The organism is Corynebacterium timonense, assembly GCF_900105305.1.
Classification (GTDB): Bacteria; Actinomycetota; Actinomycetes; order Mycobacteriales; family Mycobacteriaceae; genus Corynebacterium; species Corynebacterium timonense.
The window spans coordinates 525,483-547,407 of sequence record NZ_LT629765.1; the positions used below are offsets into that span (position 1 = coordinate 525,483).

Sequence of the window (21,925 nt, forward strand, 5' to 3'; positions counted from 1 at the left end):
GATCTTTTCGTAATGTGAGTGGAATCACATTCATTTGTTTGGGCGAGGGGTGGCGCTTTATGTGTGACCTGTGATTGCCTTCCCGTGTGCTCTTTTTATGCTGGTAAAGCGGTGTTTGTGGCGTCGGTAAGCGACTGCGTGGTGGGGTAGCAGCCCGGCGGCAGTGGTGCGCCGACGGGATCGAGCGGAAAATAACGGCGCGATAACGGGTGTCGCGTTGGACAAGTCCTGTATCCGTTTCGTAATCTTACCGAGACATTGCGACGACATAGTCGGTCGTGATTCGCACAAGGACATATAGCCGAATCCCGCCGCCCGGCGGGAACCGGGGAACCGCACGGCCCATGTGGCCATCCCCTGGGGTGAATGGGGCACAAGGACGGCGCTGTAGCGCCGCGGAGTGCGCCAAGGCCGTCTCTCAGGCCTAACCCGACAGCTAACCCGGTAGGCGACTGAGATGATATGGAGACAGCACGTGGCAAAACACCGCCGCCCCACCACTACCGTGACCCGCAACCTCGCGACTGCGACCGCCGTCGCCGCGGGTGCGGCCCTGCTGGCACCGGCCGCGAACGCCGCCGAGGTCCGCGTTCCCAACACAAACCTCTCCGTGGACGTCCAGGGCATTGAAAATGTCCCCGGCATCGAAAACATCCCCGGCGTGACCGAGTGGATCCCCTCGCTTGCCCAGCAGGAGACGACCAACTACACCGCGCCAGCGCCGGCTGCCCCGGTGGCCGCCGTCAAGACCACGGGTGAGCGCATTGTTGAGATCGCCCGTACGAAGATCGGCTCCCCGTATGTCTACGGCGCATCTGGCCCCGACGCCTTCGACTGCTCGGGCTTCACCTCGTGGGTGTACGCGCAGGCCGGCAAGTCCATCCCGCGCACCTCGCAGGCGCAGGCCAACGGCGGCACTCCGGTGCCCCTGGACCAGCTGCAGCCGGGCGACATCGTTGCTTACTACGGCGGCGCGTCCCACGTGGCCATCTACGCCGGCAACGGCAAGATCATCGACGCGCTCAACAGCGGCACCCCGGTGGGCGAGCGCCCGCTGCACATGATGCCGGTGCACTCGGCCTTCCGTTTCTAGGGTCGAACCCCGCTGCCCGCCGCTCGTTTTCCGTGCGGCGGGTTTGTGTGTTTTCGCTGCTGGGCAGCGGTCATTCGGGCCACTTGACCCACGCCGAGAATGGACTATATTTAGGTAACGGTTTTGTAAAGATGTGGCCGCATCACCCGCCCGACCCGTAGAGCTGCTCGACACGGCGGGCTGATAACGCTCAACGAGCACAGTGGAAAGAGGATCTAGTGGGCAAGCATTCCCTCCGACCCCACCGCGGCGCGGCACGCGTGACGGTGTCCGCCTTCGCACTCAGCGCTACCGTCGCAGGCGCTCTGGCCGTCCCGGCCCACGCCGACGAGGTCGACGCCCTGATCGAGGAGATGGACACTCTTTCGCAGGAGGCGACGGGTAAGAGCGAAGAGCTCAAGGCCATTGAGGACGAGATCGCCGCTGCGGAAGGGCGCCTCGGCGAGATGCGGGAGCGGGTCGAGCACACCCGCGACGCGGCTGCTCAGGCCGTTGCGGACCGCGAGGCCCAGCGGGAGGCCTTCGACACTGTTGCTGCCTCGGCAAACCGGACGAGCACCGCGGATACCGTCATCACGAGCCTGGGGGCGGAAAACCCGCAGGCGTTGATCGACCGCGCGGCGTACCTCGGCGCCATCTCGCGCAACACCGATCGCGCCCTCGATGAGCTGCGCGCGGCGAACGAGGAGGCCGCCGAGCGCGCAAACGCAGCGAACATTGCCGTTGCGGAAGCGGAGTTCCAGCGCAACCAGCTGGACTCGAAGCGGGCGAAGCTCGAGCGCGAGCGTGGAGAGCTCGATGAAAAGGTGCGCGAGGTCGAGGAGAAGATCAATTCCCTGAGCGCTGATCAGCGCGCGCGCTGGGAGAACAAGTACAACCCGATTGCCAACCCCGTGCTGCTGCCCGGGGCCGGCGAGGGCGTTGTTGGCGCCGCCCTGGCGCAGCTGGGCAAGCCCTACGGCTGGGGTGCTGCTGGCCCCGGCGCCTTCGACTGCTCGGGGCTGATGGTGTGGGCCTACGGGCAGAACGGTAAGTCCATTCCGCGGACTTCTCAGGCGCAGCTCGCGGGGGGCACTCCGGTGCCGGTGTCGCAGCTGCAGCCGGGTGACATCGTCGGCTACTACCCGGGTGTTACGCACGTGGGCATGTACATCGGCAACGGCCAGGTTGTCCACGCCTCCGACTACGGCATCCCAGTCCAGGTTGTGCCGCTGAACTCGATGCCGGTCCAGGGCGCCGTGCGCTACTGATGCCCACCCTGCTGGTCACCAACGACTTCCCGCCCACAGTGGGCGGGATTCAGTCGTATGTGAGGGATTACGTCGCCGAGCTCGTCGACAGGACCGGGCCAGACGAGCTCGTCGTGTTCGCCTCGACCCAGGACGCGGACGCGGCTCGCGCGTGGGACGCGTCGTGCGACTACGAGGTCATCCGCTGGCCCGGCACCGTCATGGTGCCCACGCCTGGCGTGCGCGCTCAGATGCAGCGCATCATCCGTGAGCGCGGCATCAACACCGTCTGGTTCGGCGCCGCGGCGCCGCTGGCCCTGCTGGGCCCCGCGGCCCGCGAGGCGGGGGCGTCGCGGGTGGTGGCCACCACGCACGGCCACGAGGTTGGCTGGTCGATGGTGCCTGGCGCCAGGAGCGCGCTGCGCCGGATCGGTAACACCTCCGACGTCGTGACGTACATTTCCCGCTACACGCTGTCGCGCTTCGGCCGTGCCATCGGCCCGCACCCGCGGTTTGTTGCGCTGCCCTCGGCGGTGGATACCCGCTTCTTCCGCCCCCTGCCCGCCGAGCGAGTCGCCGCCGTGCGCGCTGAGCTCGGAGTGGGGGAGGCCCCGCTCGTCGTGTGCGCGTCTCGCCTGGTCGCGCGCAAGGGCCAGGACCAGCTCATAAGGGCGCTGCCGGGCATTCGCACGCGTATCGACGCCACACGGCTCGTCATCGTGGGATCGGGACCGTACGAGCGCCGGCTGCGACGCCTCGCGGAGCGGCTCAACCCGGCCGACCGGGCGGCGCTGACGTTTACGGGCGCCGTGGGAAGCGAAAAGCTGCGCGACATCATCGCGTCCGCTGACGTGTTTGCCATGCCCGCGCGCACCCGCGGCTGGGGTCTGGACACCGAGGGGCTCGGGATCGTCTACCTCGAGGCGCAAGCCTGCGGCGTGCCGGTCGTGGGCGGAACGTCTGGGGGCGCGCCGGAGGCTGTGGGCCCGGACAGCGGCGTTGTTGTCGATGGGCGTGACACCCAGGCGCTTGTGCGGGAGGTGGCCGCGCTCTTGGGGGACGACGCGCGGCGCGCGGAGATGGGGGAGGCGGGCCCTGGGTTCGTCGAGAAGCACTTCGGGCGGCGGGAGCTTGGGGACCGTCTTGTCCGGGCTCTCCACGGCGAGGGCTAAACTCGGTCCTTATGTCAGCACACCCCGAGCTGCCCGCCAGCGACGCGCCGTTGACCGTGGGCTTCGACATCGGTGGGACGAACGTCCGAGCGGGAGTCGTTGACGCGGCGGGCCGCATCGTCGCGCGGCGCGAGGCCCGGACGGCGCACACCGAGGCAGAGCTGGTGAAAACAATCGCTTGCATCGTGGAGGACCTGCAGGCGGATTACGCGATCGGCGCGGTCGGCGCGGCCGTGGCTGCTTTCCTCGACCCGGAATGCGAGGTGGTGCGCTTTGCCCCGCACCTGCCGTGGCGCGACAACCGCCCGGTCCGCGCGGAGTTGGAGGACGCGACGGGGCTTCCAGTGCGCGTGGAGCACGACGCGAATTCCGCGGCGTGGGGCGAGTACCGCTTCGGGGCGGCTCAGCAGGCGCGGACGTGGGTGTTCTTCGCCGTCGGCACCGGGATCGGCGCGACGCTCATGCACGACGGGGAGATCTACCGCGGGTCGTTCGGCACCGCCCCGGAGTTCGGGCATGTGACGGTCGTGCCCGGCGGGCGCGTGTGCTCGTGCGGCAAGCAGGGCTGCTTGGAGCGCTACGCCTCGGGCACGGCCCTCGTGGACACGGCGCTCGAGGTGGCGGGGCGCGGAGGGTTCAAAAGGAGCGCGCTGTACCGCAGGGTCGTGGACAAGCGAGCGGACGGGCGTGACGTGATGAGGTCGGCGCGCGCCGGCGATCCCCTCGGCCTGGCCGCTGTCGCTGATTTCGCGCGCTGGCTGGGGCAGGGGCTGTCTCTCGTGGCCGACGTGCTCGACCCGGAGCTCATCGTTCTGGGCGGTGGCGTCAGCCGGGACGCGGACCTCTTTTTGGATGCGGCGCGCGAGGAGTTCGAACACGGAATAGTCGGGGCGGGGTACCGCCCGGCGGCCCGTGTCATATGCGCGGACCTCGGCGCCGACGCGGGTATGATCGGGGTCGCTGATTTGGCCCGGGAAAGGGGACTGCAGGGATGACCAACAAGTGGTACGTGTTTTTCAAGGCGACACTTGGCCCGCCGCTGCTCCTGTGGAACCGCCCCACGATCACGGGCAGCGAGAATATCCCTCGTTCCGGGCCGGCGATTGTGGTGTCCAACCACCAGGCGGTCATGGACTCCTTCTACTTGCCCCTCATGGTGTGGAGGCAACTGACGTTCCCCGCTAAGAAGGAGTATTTCACCTCGCCCGGGCTGGGCGGACGCATCCAGCGCTTCTTCTTTTCTTCGGTGGGTCAGATCCCCATCGACCGCTCCGATTCCGGTGCGGGCGAGACCCTCGTGAGCGCCGCGAAGGGCGTGCTTGACGAGGGCAAGCTCTTCGGCATCTATCCCGAGGGGACGCGCTCACCCGATGGCCGCATTTATAAAGGCAAGACGGGGATGGCGCGCATCGCCATGGAAACGGGGGTGCCCGTGCTGCCGGCCGCGATGATTGGCACGCGCAACGCGAACCCGATCGGCACCCTGATCCCGCGCCCGCGCAAGGTGCGCATGGCCATCGGCGATGCTATTGACCCGCACGAGTGGGCGCGCGAGAACGGCTTCGACCCCGGCTCCCGAGACGTGATGCGGCCGTTCACCGACTACGTCATGCGCCAACTGGCGGAGCTGTCCGGCTACGAGTACGTGGACATGTACGCGGCGGATGTGAAGAGGTCTCTCGAGGCGGGGCACGGCTACCCCGCGGGTGCGGAGCCGAAGCAGCACTGATCTAGGATCGGACGTATGGATCGGGATCTCGTCACGCGCATCGCTCTGGCCGCAGCCCTTATCGTGCTGTTCCTCGTCGCATCCCAGACCGGCTTCTACGTCACGGTGGTAGGGCCCCTGACGGTGATCGGTATTGCGGCCATCATGTTCTGGCCCCGCCATGACGACGAGGAGATCGCAGAGGCGCCCGACGAGTCGGCTCGGAGCCGCTAACGTGCGTTATTTCTACGACACCGAGTTCATCGAGGACGGGCGCACCATCGACCTAGTCTCGATCGGCATCGTCGCCGAAGACGGGCGCGAGTATTACGCGGTGTCGACGGACTTCGACGCGCGCCTCGCGAACCAGTGGGTGCGCAAGAACGTCTTGGATAAGCTGCCGAACCCGCAGAGCGGCGCGTGGAAGTCGCCGCGCGCGATCCGGGACGACGTCTTGGAGTTCCTCACGGCGTCTGATTCCGCGCCGGAGCTGTGGGCGTGGGTGGGGGCCTACGACCATATTGTGTTGGCCCAGCTGTGGGGCGACATGACGGGCCTGCCGCGGCAGCTTCCGCGGTTTACGCGCGAGTTAAAGCAGTACTGGGAGATGGCGGGTTGCCCGGCGCTGCCCGCTGTCCCGGAGGGGAGGCACGATGCGCTTGTCGACGCCCGACACAACCGCGCCAAGTTCGACGCGTGCTTCCGCGTCATGCCGCTGGACCGCCGCGGGAAAGTAGCCCACAGATTGAGATAGCGGTTCCGTATTCCGGAAGTTTGCTGGCCCCTCGGGTATCCGGTGCGTTCCGAGCGTGCTAAGAATATAGGCGTGAGTTGGACTATTGATATCCCGAAGAGCGTTCTGCCCGACCTCCCCCCGCTGCCCGGAGACCTGAACGAGAAGTTTCAGGATGTGATCTCCCGCGACGCCAAGCAGCAACCCACGTGGGACGAACACGAAGCGGGTGCTGTCCGCAAGATTCTCGAGTCTGTTCCCCCCGTCGTCCTCGCCCCCGAGGTGGAGGCGATGAAGGAGCAGCTCGCCGACGTCGCGCTCGGCAAGGCTTTCCTGCTGCAGGGCGGGGACTGCGCCGAGACCTTCGAGTCCAACACGGAGCCGCACATCCGCGCTAATGTGCGCACCCTGCTGCAGATGGCGGCCGTGCTCACCTACGGCGCGTCCGTTCCCGTCATCAAGGCGGGGCGAATCGCCGGCCAGTACGCCAAGCCGCGTTCCTCGGACCTAGACGCAAACGGGCTGCCCAACTACCGCGGCGACATCGTCAACGGCGTCGAGCCGACGCCGGAGGCGCGACGCCACGACCCGGCCCGGATGGTCCGCGCCTACGCGAACTCCTCTGCGGCAATGAACCTCGTGCGTGCGCTCGCGGCCTCGGGCACTGCTGACCTGCACAACATCCACGATTGGAACCGCCAGTTCGTTGCCACATCGCCGGCGGGGGCCCGCTACGAGGCGCTGGCCAAGGAGATTTCGCGTTCGCTGGCGTTCATGAGTGCCTGCGGCGTCAACGACGGCCAGCTGCGCACCGCGGAGATCTACGCCACTCACGAGGCTCTGCTTGTCGACTACGAGCGCGCCATGCTGCGCCTCGCGGAGGACGGCAAGGGCGAGACGAAGCTTTATGACCTCTCGGCCCACCAGCTCTGGATCGGAGAGCGTACCCGCGGCCTCGAGGATTTCCACGTCAACTTCGCCGCGCTGATCAACAACCCGGTCGGGATCAAGCTCGGCCCGTCGGCGACGCCGGAGGAGGCTGTCGCGTACGCGGACAAGCTCGACCCGAACTTCGAACCGGGCCGTCTCACCATGGTGATCCGGATGGGCCACGACAACGTGCGCACCGCCCTGCCGCCGCTGATTAGCGCCGTCGAGGCGTCTGGGCACAAGGTCGTGTGGCAGTCCGACCCGATGCACGGCAACACCTTCACGGCGTCGAACGGGTACAAGACCCGGCACTTTGACAAGATCATCGACGAGGTCCAGGGCTTCTTCGAGGTGCACCGTCGCCTGGGCACCCACCCGGGGGGTATCCACATCGAGCTGACCGGCGAGAACGTCACCGAGTGCCTCGGCGGTGCCCAGGACATCACCGACGTCGATCTGCCGGGCCGCTACGAGTCTGCCTGCGACCCGCGCCTGAACACCGAACAGGCGCTCGAGCTGGCGTTCCTCGTCGCTGAGATGCTGCGCTACTAGCCCGCACACTTAACCCAAGAAGGGAGCGCCGTGTGGCGCTCCCTTCGTTGCTGTTCTGGCCGGGAGCTCTTCTTACGAGAGCCCGGCGATAAGCTGCGGAACGTAGCCGTACAGCCCGGACCCGAACCACCAGGCGCCGACGAGGACGGCGCCGATGGCGGCGGCCGAGACGAACAAGAAGGCAGCGAGGACGAACCCGGAGCGGTTGCTCACGGGTTTCGGCGGCCGCGGGGTTTCTGGCGCCGACGGGACCTGCGGCGCGCGCGCACCCGACGGGCCAGCCTGGGCCGGGGGCGTTTGCACGGCGGGGGAGTCGGGGACAGCCGGGGTGACGCGCGTGGAGGCGGCCGCGGGAGAGGCGGGGGAGGTATCCGGCGCGGCCGGCGTCTGGGCGGGGAAGAGGCGCTGCTCGTAGGTGCGGGTGGCAGGGTCCCGGTTGAGCGCGGTCAGTGACGTCGGGTGCGCCGCCGCGCGGTTCGCCGCGGAGTTCGTGGGGGCAGGCACGAGGTAGCGCGGGAGGTTCAGCTCGGTGGCGACGTCGTCGAGGGCGGCGAGGAATTCGCCGGCGTCGAGGAAGCGCTCGCGCGGGTTGCGGGCGGTGGCGGTGGCCACGAGCTCGTCGAAAAGCATGGGGACGCCCTGGATCCGTGTGGAGGGTGCGGGAACGTCGCTGTGAAGCCGCGCGTAGGCGTGCGCTAGCGGGGTGTCGCCCGAGAAGGGAGTGGTGCCGGTGAGCAGCTCGAACAGGACGACCCCCGCCGAGTACACGTCGGAGGCCTGCGTGATCGGGCTTCCGTCGACCTGCTCGGGCGACAAGTAGGAGACCGTGCCGACGATCTGGTCGGTGGAGTGGGTGGAGTCCGCGGCGGCGCGGACGAGGCCGAAGTCCGCGAGCTTCACGGCGTGGTCGTTGTTGATGAGGATGTTGTCCGGCTTGATGTCGCGGTGCACCATCCCCTTGATGTGGGCGGCGGCGAGCCCGGTCAGCATCTCGCGCATCACAGCGGCCGCGGCGTGGGGCGGCATGGGGCCGCGCTCGGCGAGGAGCTCGCGCAGCGTGCCGCCGGTGATGAGCTCCATGATGAGAAAGACCTGGCCCGCGTCGTCTCCCGAGGAGTAGTCGTAGACGGTGACGAGGTTGGGGTGGGTCAGCTGCGCCATAGCCTCGGCCTCGCGGCGGAAGCGGTCGCGAAAGACGCGGTCGCCGACGTAGCGTTCGTCCATGACCTTGGCCGCGACATCGCGGTTGAGGCGGGTGTCCACGCAGCGGTAGACGGTGGACATTCCACCGCGGGCGATCGGCCTGTCGATGGCGTAGCGGTCATCCAGGAGGTCTCCGACTCTGAGCGTGGTCATGGGGTCCAGTATGGTCGAGGCCCAGACGCGCTTGCCAACGTGGGTACGATGGCAGTGTGAGTTACGCAGATTCTTCCGCGTCCTCGGTCGGCCCCGGCCTCGACGCTTTGCTTGCCGACGAACCCCTACTGTCGCTTCCCGAGGTCGCCGACTACCTCGGCGTGCCGGTCACGCGCATCCACGACCTCGTGGGAGCCCACAAGCTGCTCATGTACCGCCGCGACGGCGTCAAGTACGTCCCCCGGATCCTGCTTGGCGAGGGCGGCGAGACGTCGAAGTTTGTCTCGGGCGCCATCACGGTGCTTCACGACGGCGGCTACGACGACGAGGAGATCCTTGCCTACCTCTTTACCGAGGACGAGTCACTTCCGGGCCGCCCGATTGACGCTCTCCACGGGCACGGGGCCCGCGAGGTGATTCGCCGGGCCCAGGCGATGGCCTTCTAACGCCGCCGCGCCGGGCCGGGTAGATCCACTCGGCTGCCAGCCAGCTGGCCACCGCCGCGAGGAGAAGGAACCACGCCTCGTACAGGCGGTGGTTGCCGTCGCCGGTAAACGCCAGCCCCACGAACACGGAGCCGGCAACCAGGACCTTTTTCACCACAACTGGGGGGTGGCATGTCCCGGCCGTGGCCAGCACGGAGGCGTAGTACCAGGGCAGGGTCACCGAGTTGGTGACAAAGGCGACCGCGTAGGCGGCGGTCGTCCCCATGATGGCGCGGCGATTCGTTCCCGCGCCGCGAGGCCGGAAGACCACCCAGGTGGCGACGAGACCGATCAGCATCAGCACCGTTGCGACGCTGCGTGTGTGGGCAAGAACGGTGTTGTAGGCGATGTTGTCGTCGAAAAGCCGGAGGAAGGGCGTGACGAGGTCGGCCACCAGGGTCGGGCCGGCGAGGGGGTTGACCACCTTGGAATTGCCGGAAATTTCCGCCAGCCACCCCCACGACGCCCCCGTGAGCACGGTGACAAGGTTCACCACGAAGCCCGAGAGCACGACCGACCACGCCCCGACGGCGACGAAGATCCCCATTTTCGCCCACGACCCGTGGTCCGGCTTACGATAGCGGTGGTACATCATCCACACGACGAAGGGCAGCGCGATCGCGGCCGTCGCCTTGAGCGAGACAGCGAGAGCGATGAGCGCGATGCCGGGGGTGAAGTAGCGGGCTCCGAGGCAGAGGGAGAGGCCCAGGCAGACTAGGCCGACCATGACGGCTTCGTTGTGCATGCCGCCGAGCATGTGCAGCAGCATGAGGGGGTTGGCCACGCCCAGCCACACGGCGAGGGCGGGGTTGCCGCCGATCCGTGACGCGATACGCGGCACCGAGTACGCAATCAGGGCGAACCCCGCGACGCTTACCAGCTTGTAGGCGACGAGGCCGGCGCTGACATTGTCGCCAACCACTGTCGTGATGAGCGTGCCAATACCCAGGTGCAGCGGCCCGTAGGGCGTGGTGGTGTTGCGCCAATCGTGGGAAACCTCGAGCAGGAGGGGGCCGGGGTTGACGGCGGCGCCTTCGGTGTACGGGTCGAAGCCGTCGCGAAGCATGGCGCCCTGCATGAGGTAGGAGTAGACGTCCCGGGAGAGGATGGGTGCGCAGAACACAAGGGGCGCCGACCATGCAAGGACGGCGCGGCGCACCACACCCATGTGTGCGCGGCCGTGCGTGAGTTCGCGGCCGAGGACAACCCACGCGGCGATGAGTAGAATGATCCCGCCCGTGAGCGCGATGTCGAAGAGAGCGCGGCCGTGCCCGAACGTCAGGTGCCCGAGGCCGAGCTCGCGCATCACCCCGCCGTGGTTGCGCGTCGCGCCCGCCCCGTAGGAGCCGAGCGCGATGAGCGCCGCGGCGGCGGTGCCAAGCAGAAGCGTTCTACGCACGACGGGAGGTGGACTTGATCGCCAGCTCGCGCAGAGTCTCGGCCACAGGGCCGTCGAGCCCCGCCTGCTCGAGGTGGGCCAGGCCCGAGGATGTGAGCTCCGCAATGCGCTTCTCGACGCCCTCCACCGCGCCACTCCTGCGAATAATGACGGCCAGGCGGTCGAGCTCCTCGGGGTCCGTGGCGCAGCCCACGCCAGCGCGCAGCTCGGCGGCGGAGGCGGGGTCAGAGCGGTCCAGCGCTTCGAGGGCGAGGGAGAGAAGGACCGTGCGCTTGCCCTCGCGCAGGTCGTCGCCGGCGGGCTTGCCGGTGACGGCGGAGTCGCCAAAGACGCCGAGGAGGTCGTCGCGAAGCTGGAAGGCGATACCGATGTCGCGGCCGTAGCCGCGGAATGCTGCGACGGTGGAGGCGGGCGCCGCTGCGATCGCCGCGCCGAGGTGGAGCGGGCGTTCGATCGTGTAGGCGGCCGTTTTGAACCGGTTGACCCTGTTCGCGAGCTCGATGGACTCGTCGCCTGTGGCTTCGAGGGAGATGTCGAGCAGCTGGCCGCCGAGGACCTCGGTGCGCATGCCCCGCCACGGGTCCTGCGCGCGGGCGAGTGCGTCTGCGCTGACGCCGGAGTCGCGCCACATGTCGTCGGCCCAGACGAGAGCCAAGTCGCCCGCGAGGATGGCGACGTTGCGGCCGAACTCCGCGGAGTCGCCTGTCATGTTGCGTGTGCGGTGCTCGGCCTCGACCGCCCGGTGGACGGTGGGTCGGCCCCGACGGGTGTCGGACGCGTCGATGATGTCGTCGTGGATGAGTGCGCACGCCTGGATGAGCTCCAGCGCACTCACTGCGCGCACAACGTGGCGCGGGTCCTCCCCGCTGCGCTCATGCCCGCCGCCGCCGACGAAGCCGGCCCAACCGTACAGCGGGCGGATGCGCTTGCCGCCTCCGAGCACGAAATCGCTCAGGTGCAGCGCCGCCTTCACTACCGGCTCACCGATCTCGTCCGCCTCCACGAGGCGGCGTTCGAAGAAAGCGCGCAGCTCCTGCTCGACCGCCCCCGGGACATCCGCGAGAGGCAGGCCGGAATCGGACGGGGTGGAGGAAGTGCTCACCGTGGCTCCTTACATGAGTCGGGGCGCGTACGCGTCACGCCTCACAGGTTACCCTGCGGGGCGGAGGGGGAGTCTGCGGCCTAGGACAGCGAAGGGGCGGGAGTCGCCCGCGTACATGAGATTGCGCACAACATCGACGAAGCCGAGCTTGCGGTAGAGGCCGAAAGCGGCGTTGCGCTCCTGCGGAACCTCGGGTGTGGACAGGAGCGCCCACGCGGAGGGCACGTCTCGGACGAGCTCGCACACGAGCCTGCTGCCGAGCCCGCGGCCTTGGTGGGCGGCCTCGACGTGCACTTCGGCCACCTCGAAGTAGTCGTCGAGCATCGCTGAGGCCTGAGAGGTCAGGGCGCCGGCTTGTTTGAGCCCGCGGATGAGTTGTTGGTCCCACCACCGCCCACGGGCCCCGGTGAAGCCGTAGGCCACCCCGACGACGCGCTCTGGCTCGGCGCTCTCGTCGATGGCGATGACGGCCGTGAACCCGGGGTAGGTGATTTCACCGCGCCACACGTCGATGCGCTGGCGGCGGATGGCAGGGGAGTAACCCATGGCTGCGATATAGATGTCCACCAGCGTGGGGGCCAGCAGTGCGAATTCGTGGCCGGCAAGCTGGCGGATGGAATAGCTCATGAACCCATCGAACCACGTCCGCTCGCGCGTTGTGAGTGTTTCCCCGAACATTTGCTCGAACAAGTGTTCGTACCCGCTGGGGCCATGTCGAACACGAGTTTTAATGTGGGCTCACCGCTTGAATTCGGCGGACGGGCAGGTAGTGGGACAAGGAAACGGAGGAGCTCATGAGTAGCATCATCTCGGCAACAACGCGGTCGAGGGCGGCCACGAGCGATCGCTTCTTCGCCGCCGCGGATGAGCTTCTTCTGCGGGCGCGGGAGGAGGAGGCGCGTGGGGCCGACGACCTCGCTCTCGAGTACAGCTACCGGGCCGCCCTGCGCGTCGCAGGTGCGGTCTGCGCCGAGTCGCCAGTGCTGCGCCGGCGCAAGCGGCTGCCCAGCAGTGCCTGGGAAAAACTCGCTCTGACCGGAGAGTTCGGAGAAGCCTGGGCGCGGCGCTTTTCGGCGTTTTCCTCCCTGCGTGCTCGGGTGGCGTCCGGGATCGCGGACGCCCCGCCATCGGACGTTGTGCGCGGGTTCATGGACGCGGTGGAAGAATTCTTCGCGGCGGCGCAGCCTGGCTCAACGCTCGTTGCGTAGCCGCGCCCGCGCGGGGAACATTCGGTGAGTCTCGGGCGTTGAAGAAGTAGTCTGGGAAGTAATCACCATTGAGAGCAGGAGAGTAAAGAATGTCTCTTTCGGAGCAGGAACAGCGCGCGTTGCAAGAGATTGAGCGTTCCCTCCTTGCCGAGGATCCCTCGTTTGCCACCAAGATGCCCGACGTTGGCTCGTCCTCCGTCGGTGGCGGCACGGGCAGGCTTACAATGCGCAGCGTCGCTATCATCGTCCTCGGGCTTGTTCTGCTCATCGGTGGTGTGGCGCTGGCGACCGTGAGCATGTGGCTGATCGCCCTTAGTGTGGTTGGCTTTATTGTCATGCTCCTCGGCGGGATTATGGCCCTGCGTGCCCCGGCGCAGGGGCTCGCGGAACGGGCGGGGGCACAGAAATCCAAGAAATCCTCCCCGCGCGTGACCTCCATGGAGGAAAACTTCCGCCGCCGCTTCGAGTCCTAACGCCGAACCGCCTGCTGCGCAGCCCGAATGGGCTGCGTTTTTTTATGCCCGCACCCTGCCCGATCTGGGGCGGCGCCTCGTCTCCCACTTTGCCCCACCCCCGCGCCCCACTGCGCCCCCCGGCGACTCCTCGCGGCGGCTTCCGGTGAGGGGAGGGGCCCTGCGGGAAGGGGGAAGAGCTTCAAGGTATCCGAAACCGCTGTTCAAGTGCGATGGGGTGGTGCGTGCTGATTCTGCTGGGGAAAGGATTCGTGAGTCTCGCTGCGGGGGGACTGCTGCCGTTCGGGAAAGTGCCCCACCTTATTTATGGCTGTGACCTGCGGCGTTTCTGGCATCTATGAGAAATAACGTGTCAGGTGTGGCCAATGTGGGGGAGAGTGGGTTAAAGTGGGGTATAGCGGCGAGCGAGGTGGCATTCTGACGACGTGTCACAGCGTTTCGGCGCCGGAAAATTGAACAACCGAAGTCGGTGAGTGGAAGGAAGGTGGGCTCCGGATGTTTCTGGGAACCTACACTCCCAAGCTCGACGACAAGGGGCGCCTGACACTGCCCGCCAAGTTCCGCGAGGAGCTGGCGGACGGGTTGATGGTGACAAAGGGGCAGGACCACTCGCTCGCGGTGTACCCGCGCGAGGAGTTCGCGGCTCGCGCCCGCAAGGCCGCAGCCGTGTCCCGAACGAACCCCAAGGCGCGCGCCTTCATCCGCAACCTGGCTGCCAGCGCGGATGAGCAAACGCTTGACGGGTCCGGCCGCATCACGTTGTCCCCGGCGCACCGCGAGTACGCGCACCTGAGCAAGGAGTGCGTAGTCATCGGTTCGGTCGATTTTCTCGAAATCTGGGACGCCGAGTCCTGGAACACATATCAGGAAGAGACGGAGGCCGCGTTCGCGGCCGCTGACGACGACGACGACATTCTCTCCGGTCTGCTCTAGGGCTGACTACCCACGGAGCGGGCGGCTGACTACTGACGGAGAGCGTGTACGGACTCTGTCCGGGGCGAGAAGCGTTCTGGTGTACTTCCCCGACATCAGAACAGCCGCTCCGGGCAGGGCTCTATGCGCTCCCCCGGCCACGCGCTGGTGATAAGGACAACGCAATTGAAACGGTGACGGACGCAAGGCGGAGGGAGTGGATGACATGACCGGACCGGACAGCAACGGCGCACAGCCCGCCGACATGGACTACGACATCGACTCCAACCGCGGCCACGTTCCCGTCATGCGCGATCGCATGGCGCACCTGCTGGAGCCGGCGGTCACGGCGTTCGGTCCTCGTGCCGTGATTGTTGACGGAACTCTTGGCGCCGGCGGGCACACCGAGCACTTTCTCACCGTCTTTCCCGACGCGCGGGTGATCGGGGTCGACCGGGACCCGGACGCCCTGCGTGAAGCGGGGGACAGACTCGCCCGGTTCGGCGAGCGCTTCGTTGCGGTCCACGCCCGCTTCGACGAGATCGGGCGCATTATCAAATCCGCGGAGGGGCCCGCCTTCGACGCCGCGCGCGAGCACGGGGTCGCGGGGGCACTCTTCGACCTTGGTGTCTCCTCGATGCAGCTAGACCGAGAGGACCGTGGCTTCGCCTACCGCGCCGACGCGCCCCTGGACATGCGCATGGACCCGACGCAGGGGCAGACCGCGGCCGACGTGCTCAACACCTACAGCCACGGCGAGCTCGCGCGGGTGCTCAAGACGTACGGCGACGAGCGTTTCGCCGGCAAGATCTCCGCGGCGGTTTTGCGGGAACGCGACAAAGAACCTTTCGAGCGCAGCGGTCGGCTCGTCGACCTGCTCTACGAGACGATCCCGGCGGCGACCCGCCGCACGGGCGGCCACCCTGCCAAGCGCACCTTCCAAGCTCTGCGCGTTGAAGTCAACCGGGAGCTCGAGGCAGTCGAGAACGTCATCCCCGTGATCGCCGAGCTGCTCGGGCCCGGCGGGCGGGCGGTGTTCATGAGCTACCAGTCGCTGGAAGACAAGCTCGTGAAATCCGCGTTCGCCCAGTTGACCACGTCCACGACCCCACCGGGCTTGCCCGTCGATTTGCCGGGCACCGAGGCGCGGTTCACCGCGATCACCCACGGCGCCGAGAAGGCCTCCGAAGCGGAGATTGCCCGGAACCCGCGGGCTGCGTCGGTGCGCGTGCGGGGCGTCGAAAAGCGTGCGGAGGCAGAGCAATGAGAACACACAACGACCATGGTGAAGAAAGAGGCACGTATATGGGAGCCAGCCGCGACTACACCGCAGGCGCACGGGCAGGCACGGCGACGCTGACGCGGCCCGCGCCGACGCGACGCAGGCCGCGTATGTACGCGCCTGCTAGCGCGCCTCACCCCACGCCAGGCCGTACTGCGAGCGCCCCACGGGTTGCGCCCCACGTCCCGCGCGGAGCGCGCGGCGGCCGGCTGGGCTCGCAGCAGGTTGTTTCCGTGCGCGGGCGGCGCGTCAGCGTTCCGGAAAACACGAAGAAGAGGTTCTCCTCGGTCACCATCGTGGCCGTGCCTCTGCTCGTCGCGGGCGTGGTGTTCGCGATGATGCTCTCGGGAATGTCGACCAACCAGTCTTTTACAATCCAGCAGTTGCAGTCGCGCGAGCGCGCGCTTAAGGCCGAGGTCGAGTCACTCAATCGCGACCTCGGCGACGTGCGGTCGACCGGGCAGATCGCCCAGCGGGCTGCCGAGGCCGGGATGGTCGTGCCCGGCCACCCCGGCATCCTTGTCGTCGACGAGGTGGGTGAGGTTCACGAGCAGCGTGCGGCCGACCCGGAGACCACCTCGACGATCATCGACGTCAACGGCGCACCCACGCGTGCCAACGGCGCGACCAGCGACCGCAACGCCACAGACGAACTCGGCGACAGCCTGACATCGGTGCCCGGCGGCAACGTGCTGGGGCGTAACGGCGCGCGGGGTACCAGCGCCCCGGAGAATACGACCCCCGAGGACGTCCCGGCGCCCGCCGAGCGGGCCCCGATCAACCCGGCGCCCGCCGAGCGGGCCCCGATCAACCTGGCGCCGTACGCGCCGAACGCACCGAGCGCGCCGAGCGAGTAGGTGTGCTGAGAACGCCCACACGAGCGCGTGGGCACGGAGATGTGCTTTTCAGCGTGTGGCGCTCACCTCGGCACGGGCGGGGCCGGGCACAATGAGGGGGCGAAAGTGGCGGAAAAAGCCTGACAATGAGAACGACCAAGAAGGTGAGAACAGGGCCGTGAGCAGCACGAGACAACCGCGCGGGCCGGTCGCGGCCGCTGCGGGGCCTGCGCCGCAGAAGAAGGTGACGCACCGTCGCGCCAGCTTCATTGCGTCAATCTTCGTCGTCGCGGCGGTCCTTCTCGTCGCTCGCCTCGCCTGGGTCCAGGTGGTGTGGGCGCCGGAGCTGCAGCAGCAAGCGCAAGCGCAGCGGGAGCGCATCTACGTCGAGCCGGCGCGCCGCGGCGAGATCCTCGACCGCTCAGGCAACGAGCTGGCCTATACCATGCAGGCCCGCTCGCTGACCGTCTCGCCGGTGCTGCTGCGCCGGGAGCTTCGCGAACAGCAGGACCTGAAAATGCGCATGGAGGGCGTGTCCCAGGAGGCGATCGACGCGCAAATTGACGCCCGCGTCGAAGACGTCCTGCGCACCATGGCCAACGAGATCCCGGTGATGATCGCCGACGCGGACACGGCGAAACACAAGGTCGGGGGGGTGACGGCCCGCACCGAGGACAGGACCGGCGGCAACGACAGTGCCAGTGCTAGTGCTGAAGCCCCGGCGGACGCGGCTCCGGCCGACAGCGGCGCCGGTGTCGTCAGTGCGAAGGACATCCTGGATAAGCTCCACGCGGACACCGAGTACGAAGTACTCGTGCGCAACGTCGACCCGGACGTCGCCGCCGACGTGGCGGAGCGCTTCCATGGGGTCGCTGCGGACCACCAGGACATCCGCCAGTACCCGAACGGGGCCATCGGCGAGAACATCGTGGGCAAGGTCTCCATGGACGGCCAGGGCCAGTTCGGGCTGGAAGCGTCGAGCGACGCTGTGCTCACGGGGATCAACGGCCGCTCCACGGAGGACGTCTCGGCCGACGGGCAATCCATCCCGGGCACGCTGCGGGATTCCGCCCCCGCCGTCGACGGCGCGACCGTCCAGCTCACCATCGACCTGGAGCTGCAGACGTACGTCCAGCAGGTCATCCAGCAGGCGAAGGAGAACTCGCTGGCGAAGAACGGGGAGGCCGTCGTCCTCGATGCCCGCACCGGTGAAGTTCTGGCGATGGCGAACACCGACACCATCGACCCCAACGGCAACGTAGATAAGCAGCTCGCGCAGGGCCGCGACTTCGAAAACGATGCCGTGTCCGCGCCCTACGAGCCGGGCTCGGTGGCCAAGGTCATCGCCGCGGCCGCCGCCATCGAGGAGGGGGTGACGGACCCGTACGAGGTGCACCAGGTACCCGGCTCCATCGACATGGCGGGCGTGACCGTGAACGACGCCTGGCAGCACGACGTGGCGCCCTACACCACCGCGGGCATCTTCGGTAAGTCCTCGAACGTGGGCACGCTGCAGATCGCGCAGCGCCTCGGGGAGGAGAAGTACTGGGATTACCTGCAGCGCTTCGGCATCGGCCAGGCAACCGGCGTGGAGCTGCCGAATGAGTCCTCCGGCCTCGTGCCCGTGCTTGAGCAATGGTCGGGTGGTACCTTCGCCAACCTGCCCATCGGGCAGGGCATGAGCTGGACGACGCTGCAGATGGCCAGCGTGTACCAGACCCTCGCCAACGGAGGCGAGCGCATCGAGCCGCGCATTATCTCGAAGGTGACTGACGCCTCCGGCCAGGACGTTCCGCAGGAGGAACCCGCGCGCACGCGCGTGGTCAGCGACGAGACGGCGCGCACCGTCGTCGACATGTTCCGCTCGACCTTCCAGGAGGACCCCGCTGGGCTGAATTCGGGCACCGCCCAGGGCAGCGACCTCGAGGGCTACCAGCTGTCGGGCAAAACTGGCACGGCCCAGAAGGTTAACCCGGAGACGGGGGCGTACTCTCAAAGCCAGTTTTGGATTACCTTTGCGGGTATCGCCCCGGCGGATGACCCGCGGTTCGTCGTCGCTGTCATGCTCGACGAACCGCAGCGCGGGCCCCTCCCCGGCGGAGGGGGCGGCCAGACCACCGCGCCGGTGTTCCGCGAGATCGCGGGATGGCTCATCAACAGGGAAAACCTGCCCCAGAGCCCGCCCGCAGAGCCCTACGTGTTGCAGGAACAATAGCCTGCGGAAAGAGAGTGGAACGTGACGTCGATTCCTAGCGCCGCACCCACGACGCTCGGCGAGCTTGCCCGAGAGGCGGGAACGACCCTGAGCGGCGCCGCCGCCGAGACGGAGGTTTCCTCGGTGAGTCTCGACTCCACCGCGGTCGCCCCGGGCGGGCTGTTCGCAGCGTTGCCGGGGACGCGGGTCCACGGCGCGACGTACGCGGCGGAGTCCGCGGCGGGCGCGATCCTGACGGACGCCGAGGGGCGCGCAATCCTCGAGCAGGCGGGCGAAACGCGCCCGGTTCTCGTTGTTGATGACGTCCGCGCGGTGCTCGGCCGGGTGTCGGCGCGCGTGTATGGTCAGCCGTCGCAAAGCATGAAGGTGCTGGGCGTCACGGGGACCTCGGGCAAGACGACGACCACCTATCTTCTGGAGCAGGGGCTGATCGCCGCTGGCTGCCAAGTCGGGCTGATTGGGACCACGGGCACCCGCATCCGCGGGCGCGACGTGCCGACGAGCCTGACCACGCCCGAGGCGCCGACCTTGCAGGCGCTGTTCGCGCAGATGCTCGCCGAGGGCGTGACGCACGTGGTCATGGAGGTCTCCTCCCACGCCTTGAGCCTCGGCCGCGTCGACGGCACGGACTTCGACGTCGCGGGTTTTACCAACCTGAGCCAGGACCACCTTGACTTCCATCCGACGATGGAGGACTACTTCGAGGCCAAGGCGCGCTTTTTCGACCCCTCCTCGCCTGTCCGCGCCGCGCGCAGCGTCGTCTGCGTCGACGACGAGTGGGGGCGACGTATGCTCGACAGGGCAGGTACGGGCTATGCCGTGGGCACGCGGGGACAGGAGGGGCTCGACTGCGCGGCCTCGCTTGTCGACGTCACGCCAGCCGGCTCCCAACACATCGGCCTGACACTCGCGGGCGAGACCTACGAGCTGACTCTGCCGCTGCCGGGAGCGTTCAACGTGGCCAACGCCGCGCTCGCCGCGGCGATGGCGCACGCGGCGGGCGTAGACGTGGCCCGCTTCGTCGCGGGGCTCGAGAACGCGGCCGTGCCCGGGCGCATGGAACGCATCGACGCCGGGCAGGACTTCGTCGCGGTGGTCGATTACGCCCACAAGCCCGCCGCTGTGGCCGCCGCGCTGGAGACGTTGCGCGGCCAGGTCGACGGGCGCGTCGGAGTGGCCATCGGCGCGGGCGGGGACCGCGATGCGTCGAAGCGCCCGCTCATGGGGAAGGAGGCGGCGCTGCGGGCCGACCTCGTGATTGTCACCGACGACAACCCGCGCACGGAGGATCCGGCGGCGATCCGTGCGGCCGTAATCGACGGCGCGGTATCGGCAGGCACCGATGCGCAGATCCGCGAGGCCGGGTCGCGCGCCGACGCGATCGGCGAGCTGGTCGCGTGGGCTCGCCCGGGCGACGCGGTGATCGTGGTGGGCAAGGGCCACGAGGTGGGCCAGATCGTGGGCACCACCACGCACCCTTTCGACGACAGGGAGGAAATGCGCCGCGCCCTGGAACGCTCCGGTTACGGTGGACATGCCGTTTCCGGCCAGCAGGGAGAGAATAGGGGACAGACACACGAGGCCAGCGAAGGACAGCGACCATGATTCCACTTCAGCTCCGTGAGATCGCGGAGGTCACCGGCGGCACGCTCAACGAGCACGCAGATCCGGGCGCCGTCGTTGGTGGCTACGTCGAGTTCGATTCGCGCAAGGTCGCCGAGGGCGGCCTCTTCGTTGCCTTAAGCGGTGCGCGAGCCGATGGCCACGACTTCGCGTCCGCCGCGGTGGACCAGGGGGCGGTCGCGGTGCTTGCCGCGCGGGACGTGGACGCGCCCGCCATCATCGCCCCGGCTGCACAGACCCGCGCCGACGACAACTCTGACCTAGCGGCCAACGACAAGGACGGCAGCGTCGCCGCCGTCGTGGGAGCGATGTCGCGCCTCGCCGCGCACGTGGCCCGCGAGCTGACGAGCCACCACGGGCTGTCCATCACGGGCGTGACCGGTTCTGCGGGAAAGACCTCGACGAAAGACCTCATCGCCGCGGTGCTGTCCACCGCCGGAGAAACGGTCGCGCCCCCGGGATCGTTCAACAACGAGATCGGCCACCCCTACACGGTGCTGCGCTGCTCGCCCTCCACGGACTTCCTCGTCGCGGAGATGTCCGCGCGCGGAATCGGCCACATCGCACACCTTGCGGAGATAGCTCCGCCGCGCATCGGCGTCGTGCTGAACGTGGGCTCGGCCCACTTGGGCGAGTTTGGCTCGCGGGAGAACATCGCGGTGGCGAAAGGGGAGCTCGTCGAGGCGCTTCCTGAGGCGGACCGCGGCGGCGTCGCCATCCTCAACGCCGACGACGACCTCGTCGCGGGGATGGCCGTGCGCACGAATGCACGGGTGGTGACCTTTTCCACCCGCTCCAAGAACGCGGACTACTACGCCACGGACGTCGAGCTTGATGACGTCGCACGGGCCAGCTTCACTCTCCATTCGCCGGGCAACCAGCCGCAGCGCGTCCGCCTGAACGTCTTTGGCGCGCACCAAGTCTCCAACGCGCTGGCCGCGGCCGCCGTCGGGGTCGAGTCGGGTGTGCCCGCCGAGACGGTGGCCTCCGCCCTCAGCGGAGCCCACGGCGTGTCGGTCAACCGCATGGACGTAAACACGCGCGCTGACGGGGTGACCGTCATCAACGACGCGTACAACGCGAACCCGGACTCGATGCGCGCCGGGATCGCCGCGCTGGGATTCACCGCGGCGGCGCGCCCGGGGGTGCGCTCGATCGCCGTGCTGGGCGAGATGAACGAGCTGGGCAGCAACACCGTCGACACCCACCGTGAACTGGGCGACGAGCTCGCGCGTTACGACGTCACGCACCTCGTCGCGGTGGGGCAGACGCCGCCTATGCGTGCGCTTGTCGGGCAGGCCCGCGCCCGCGGGATCGCCACGGTGACCGCCCACGGGGTCGACGACGCCGCGGCGGAGGTCCAGAACATCCTCTCCGCCCCACCCGCCGGGGCCGAAGGGTGGTACGAGCGCTCCGTGCGCGATGTCGTGCTCGTCAAAGCCTCGAACTCCGCCGGGCTGTGGGGCGTTGCCGAGCGGCTGCTGGCAGGACATACCCTGAAGGACGGCCGCAATGACCACGCTTGAAACGGGTATCTGCGCCGCCCGCCCGTGGCAGGCCAGCCGGGGCACGACGCACTACGGGCCGCACACACGCTAAGAACGCACGGTAATAACG

The 21,925-nt window shown here is 68.1% G+C and carries 21 protein-coding genes and 1 riboswitch; of the genes, 17 read left to right on the forward strand and 4 right to left on the reverse strand.

What is annotated here, in order from left to right; translation table 11 throughout:
• The first annotated feature begins 289 nt into the window (after positions 1-289).
• Positions 290-466, forward strand: a riboswitch (cyclic di-AMP (ydaO/yuaA leader).
• Positions 467-475: 9 nt separating this feature from the next.
• From BLT81_RS02610 to BLT81_RS02645, 8 genes are all read left to right on the forward strand, one after another.
• A complete protein-coding gene (locus BLT81_RS02610; RefSeq protein WP_019193113.1) occupies positions 476-1,093 on the forward strand; it encodes a C40 family peptidase in 618 nt (205 codons plus the stop codon).
• A gap of 218 nt (positions 1,094-1,311) precedes the next feature.
• Complete coding sequence (locus tag BLT81_RS02615; RefSeq protein ID WP_019193112.1) at positions 1,312-2,343, forward strand: C40 family peptidase; 1,032 nt, start codon at positions 1,312-1,314, stop codon at positions 2,341-2,343.
• A complete protein-coding gene (locus BLT81_RS02620; protein ID WP_019193111.1) occupies positions 2,343-3,494 on the forward strand; it encodes a glycosyltransferase family 4 protein in 1,152 nt (383 codons plus the stop codon). Before BLT81_RS02615 ends, BLT81_RS02620 begins: the two co-directional genes overlap by 1 nt.
• 11 nt (positions 3,495-3,505) lie before the next feature.
• Positions 3,506-4,489: an ROK family protein gene (locus BLT81_RS02625; RefSeq protein ID WP_019193110.1), complete on the forward strand. Its 984-nt coding sequence runs from the start codon at positions 3,506-3,508 to the stop codon at positions 4,487-4,489.
• Positions 4,486-5,223, forward strand: coding sequence for a lysophospholipid acyltransferase family protein (locus tag BLT81_RS02630; protein WP_019193109.1), 738 nt, complete (start codon positions 4,486-4,488; stop codon positions 5,221-5,223). Before BLT81_RS02625 ends, BLT81_RS02630 begins: the two co-directional genes overlap by 4 nt.
• A gap of 15 nt (positions 5,224-5,238) precedes the next feature.
• Positions 5,239-5,436, forward strand: coding sequence for a hypothetical protein (locus BLT81_RS02635; protein ID WP_019193108.1), 198 nt, complete (start codon positions 5,239-5,241; stop codon positions 5,434-5,436).
• A 1-nt stretch (position 5,437) separates the two neighbouring features.
• Positions 5,438-5,956 carry a polyadenylate-specific 3'-exoribonuclease AS gene (locus BLT81_RS02640; RefSeq protein ID WP_019193107.1) on the forward strand — a complete coding sequence of 173 codons (519 nt, stop codon included), beginning with the start codon at positions 5,438-5,440 and terminating at the stop codon, positions 5,954-5,956.
• A gap of 72 nt (positions 5,957-6,028) precedes the next feature.
• Positions 6,029-7,417: a class II 3-deoxy-7-phosphoheptulonate synthase gene (locus BLT81_RS02645; RefSeq protein WP_019193106.1), complete on the forward strand. Its 1,389-nt coding sequence runs from the start codon at positions 6,029-6,031 to the stop codon at positions 7,415-7,417.
• A 72-nt stretch (positions 7,418-7,489) separates the two neighbouring features.
• Here the strand turns inward: BLT81_RS02645 and BLT81_RS02650 are convergent, their stop codons facing one another.
• Positions 7,490-8,773 (reverse strand): protein kinase domain-containing protein, encoded by a 1,284-nt coding sequence (locus BLT81_RS02650; RefSeq protein WP_019193105.1) that lies wholly within the window; start codon positions 8,771-8,773, stop codon positions 7,490-7,492.
• Between the two features lie 56 nt (positions 8,774-8,829).
• Here BLT81_RS02650 and BLT81_RS02655 point away from each other — a divergent pair, with 56 nt between their 5' ends.
• The gene (locus BLT81_RS02655) at positions 8,830-9,219 is read left to right on the forward strand and encodes an Rv2175c family DNA-binding protein (RefSeq protein WP_019193104.1); all 390 of its coding nucleotides are present in this window, start codon (positions 8,830-8,832) and stop codon (positions 9,217-9,219) included.
• Here the strand turns inward: BLT81_RS02655 and BLT81_RS02660 are convergent.
• From BLT81_RS02660 to BLT81_RS02670, 3 genes are read right to left on the reverse strand one after another with little or no spacing between them, the layout of a single operon-like run.
• On the reverse strand, positions 9,122-10,657 hold the full coding sequence (locus BLT81_RS02660; RefSeq protein WP_019193103.1) for an alpha-(1->6)-mannopyranosyltransferase A: 1,536 nt from the start codon (positions 10,655-10,657) through the stop codon (positions 9,122-9,124). The two genes, BLT81_RS02655 and BLT81_RS02660, sit on opposite strands and share 98 nt — an antisense overlap.
• Positions 10,650-11,759 (reverse strand): polyprenyl synthetase family protein, encoded by a 1,110-nt coding sequence (locus BLT81_RS02665; protein WP_019193102.1) that lies wholly within the window; start codon positions 11,757-11,759, stop codon positions 10,650-10,652. The genes BLT81_RS02660 and BLT81_RS02665 overlap by 8 nt, the downstream gene beginning before the upstream one ends.
• 48 nt (positions 11,760-11,807) lie before the next feature.
• Complete coding sequence (locus BLT81_RS02670) at positions 11,808-12,386, reverse strand: GNAT family N-acetyltransferase (RefSeq protein WP_040420798.1); 579 nt, start codon at positions 12,384-12,386, stop codon at positions 11,808-11,810.
• A gap of 167 nt (positions 12,387-12,553) precedes the next feature.
• Here BLT81_RS02670 and BLT81_RS02675 point away from each other — a divergent pair, with 167 nt between their 5' ends.
• From BLT81_RS02675 to BLT81_RS02710, 8 genes are all read left to right on the forward strand, one after another.
• The gene (locus BLT81_RS02675) at positions 12,554-12,967 is read left to right on the forward strand and encodes an SAV_6107 family HEPN domain-containing protein (protein ID WP_019193100.1); all 414 of its coding nucleotides are present in this window, start codon (positions 12,554-12,556) and stop codon (positions 12,965-12,967) included.
• Positions 12,968-13,056: 89 nt separating this feature from the next.
• Positions 13,057-13,440, forward strand: a complete 384-nt coding sequence (locus tag BLT81_RS02680) for a DUF3040 domain-containing protein (protein ID WP_019193099.1) — start codon at positions 13,057-13,059, stop codon at positions 13,438-13,440.
• 495 nt (positions 13,441-13,935) lie between these two features.
• On the forward strand, positions 13,936-14,373 hold the full coding sequence (gene mraZ, locus BLT81_RS02685) for a division/cell wall cluster transcriptional repressor MraZ (RefSeq protein ID WP_019193098.1): 438 nt from the start codon (positions 13,936-13,938) through the stop codon (positions 14,371-14,373).
• 244 nt (positions 14,374-14,617) lie between these two features.
• Positions 14,618-15,619: a 16S rRNA (cytosine(1402)-N(4))-methyltransferase RsmH gene (gene rsmH / locus BLT81_RS02690; RefSeq protein WP_040420797.1), complete on the forward strand. Its 1,002-nt coding sequence runs from the start codon at positions 14,618-14,620 to the stop codon at positions 15,617-15,619.
• A 38-nt stretch (positions 15,620-15,657) separates the two neighbouring features.
• Positions 15,658-16,491: a cell division protein FtsL gene (gene ftsL, locus BLT81_RS02695; protein ID WP_040420647.1), complete on the forward strand. Its 834-nt coding sequence runs from the start codon at positions 15,658-15,660 to the stop codon at positions 16,489-16,491.
• Between the two features lie 91 nt (positions 16,492-16,582).
• Positions 16,583-18,685, forward strand: a complete 2,103-nt coding sequence (locus BLT81_RS02700) for a peptidoglycan D,D-transpeptidase FtsI family protein (RefSeq protein WP_081582843.1) — start codon at positions 16,583-16,585, stop codon at positions 18,683-18,685.
• A 21-nt stretch (positions 18,686-18,706) separates the two neighbouring features.
• Positions 18,707-20,290 carry a UDP-N-acetylmuramoyl-L-alanyl-D-glutamate--2,6-diaminopimelate ligase gene (locus BLT81_RS02705; RefSeq protein WP_019193094.1) on the forward strand — a complete coding sequence of 528 codons (1,584 nt, stop codon included), beginning with the start codon at positions 18,707-18,709 and terminating at the stop codon, positions 20,288-20,290.
• Entirely contained in the window at positions 20,287-21,834 is a 1,548-nt protein-coding gene (locus tag BLT81_RS02710) for a UDP-N-acetylmuramoyl-tripeptide--D-alanyl-D-alanine ligase (RefSeq protein WP_019193093.1), read from the forward strand. The genes BLT81_RS02705 and BLT81_RS02710 overlap by 4 nt, the downstream gene beginning before the upstream one ends.
• Positions 21,835-21,925 lie beyond the last annotated feature (91 nt).

Coding starts and splice junctions, on each gene's coding strand:
- BLT81_RS02620 (WP_019193111.1), top strand. CDS start 2,343: ATGCCCACCCTGCTGGTCACCAACGACTTCCCGCCCACAGTGGGCGGG.
- BLT81_RS02625 (WP_019193110.1), top strand. CDS start 3,506: ATGTCAGCACACCCCGAGCTGCCCGCCAGCGACGCGCCGTTGACCGTG.
- BLT81_RS02630 (WP_019193109.1), top strand. CDS start 4,486: ATGACCAACAAGTGGTACGTGTTTTTCAAGGCGACACTTGGCCCGCCG.
- BLT81_RS02635 (WP_019193108.1), top strand. CDS start 5,239: ATGGATCGGGATCTCGTCACGCGCATCGCTCTGGCCGCAGCCCTTATC.
- BLT81_RS02650 (WP_019193105.1), bottom strand. CDS start 8,773: ATGACCACGCTCAGAGTCGGAGACCTCCTGGATGACCGCTACGCCATC.
- BLT81_RS02670 (WP_040420798.1), bottom strand. CDS start 12,386: ATGAGCTATTCCATCCGCCAGCTTGCCGGCCACGAATTCGCACTGCTG.
- BLT81_RS02675 (WP_019193100.1), top strand. CDS start 12,554: ATGAGTAGCATCATCTCGGCAACAACGCGGTCGAGGGCGGCCACGAGC.
- BLT81_RS02680 (WP_019193099.1), top strand. CDS start 13,057: ATGTCTCTTTCGGAGCAGGAACAGCGCGCGTTGCAAGAGATTGAGCGT.
- mraZ (WP_019193098.1), top strand. CDS start 13,936: ATGTTTCTGGGAACCTACACTCCCAAGCTCGACGACAAGGGGCGCCTG.
- rsmH (WP_040420797.1), top strand. CDS start 14,618: ATGGACTACGACATCGACTCCAACCGCGGCCACGTTCCCGTCATGCGC.
- ftsL (WP_040420647.1), top strand. CDS start 15,658: ATGGGAGCCAGCCGCGACTACACCGCAGGCGCACGGGCAGGCACGGCG.
- BLT81_RS02700 (WP_081582843.1), top strand. CDS start 16,583: ATGAGGGGGCGAAAGTGGCGGAAAAAGCCTGACAATGAGAACGACCAA.
- BLT81_RS02710 (WP_019193093.1), top strand. CDS start 20,287: ATGATTCCACTTCAGCTCCGTGAGATCGCGGAGGTCACCGGCGGCACG.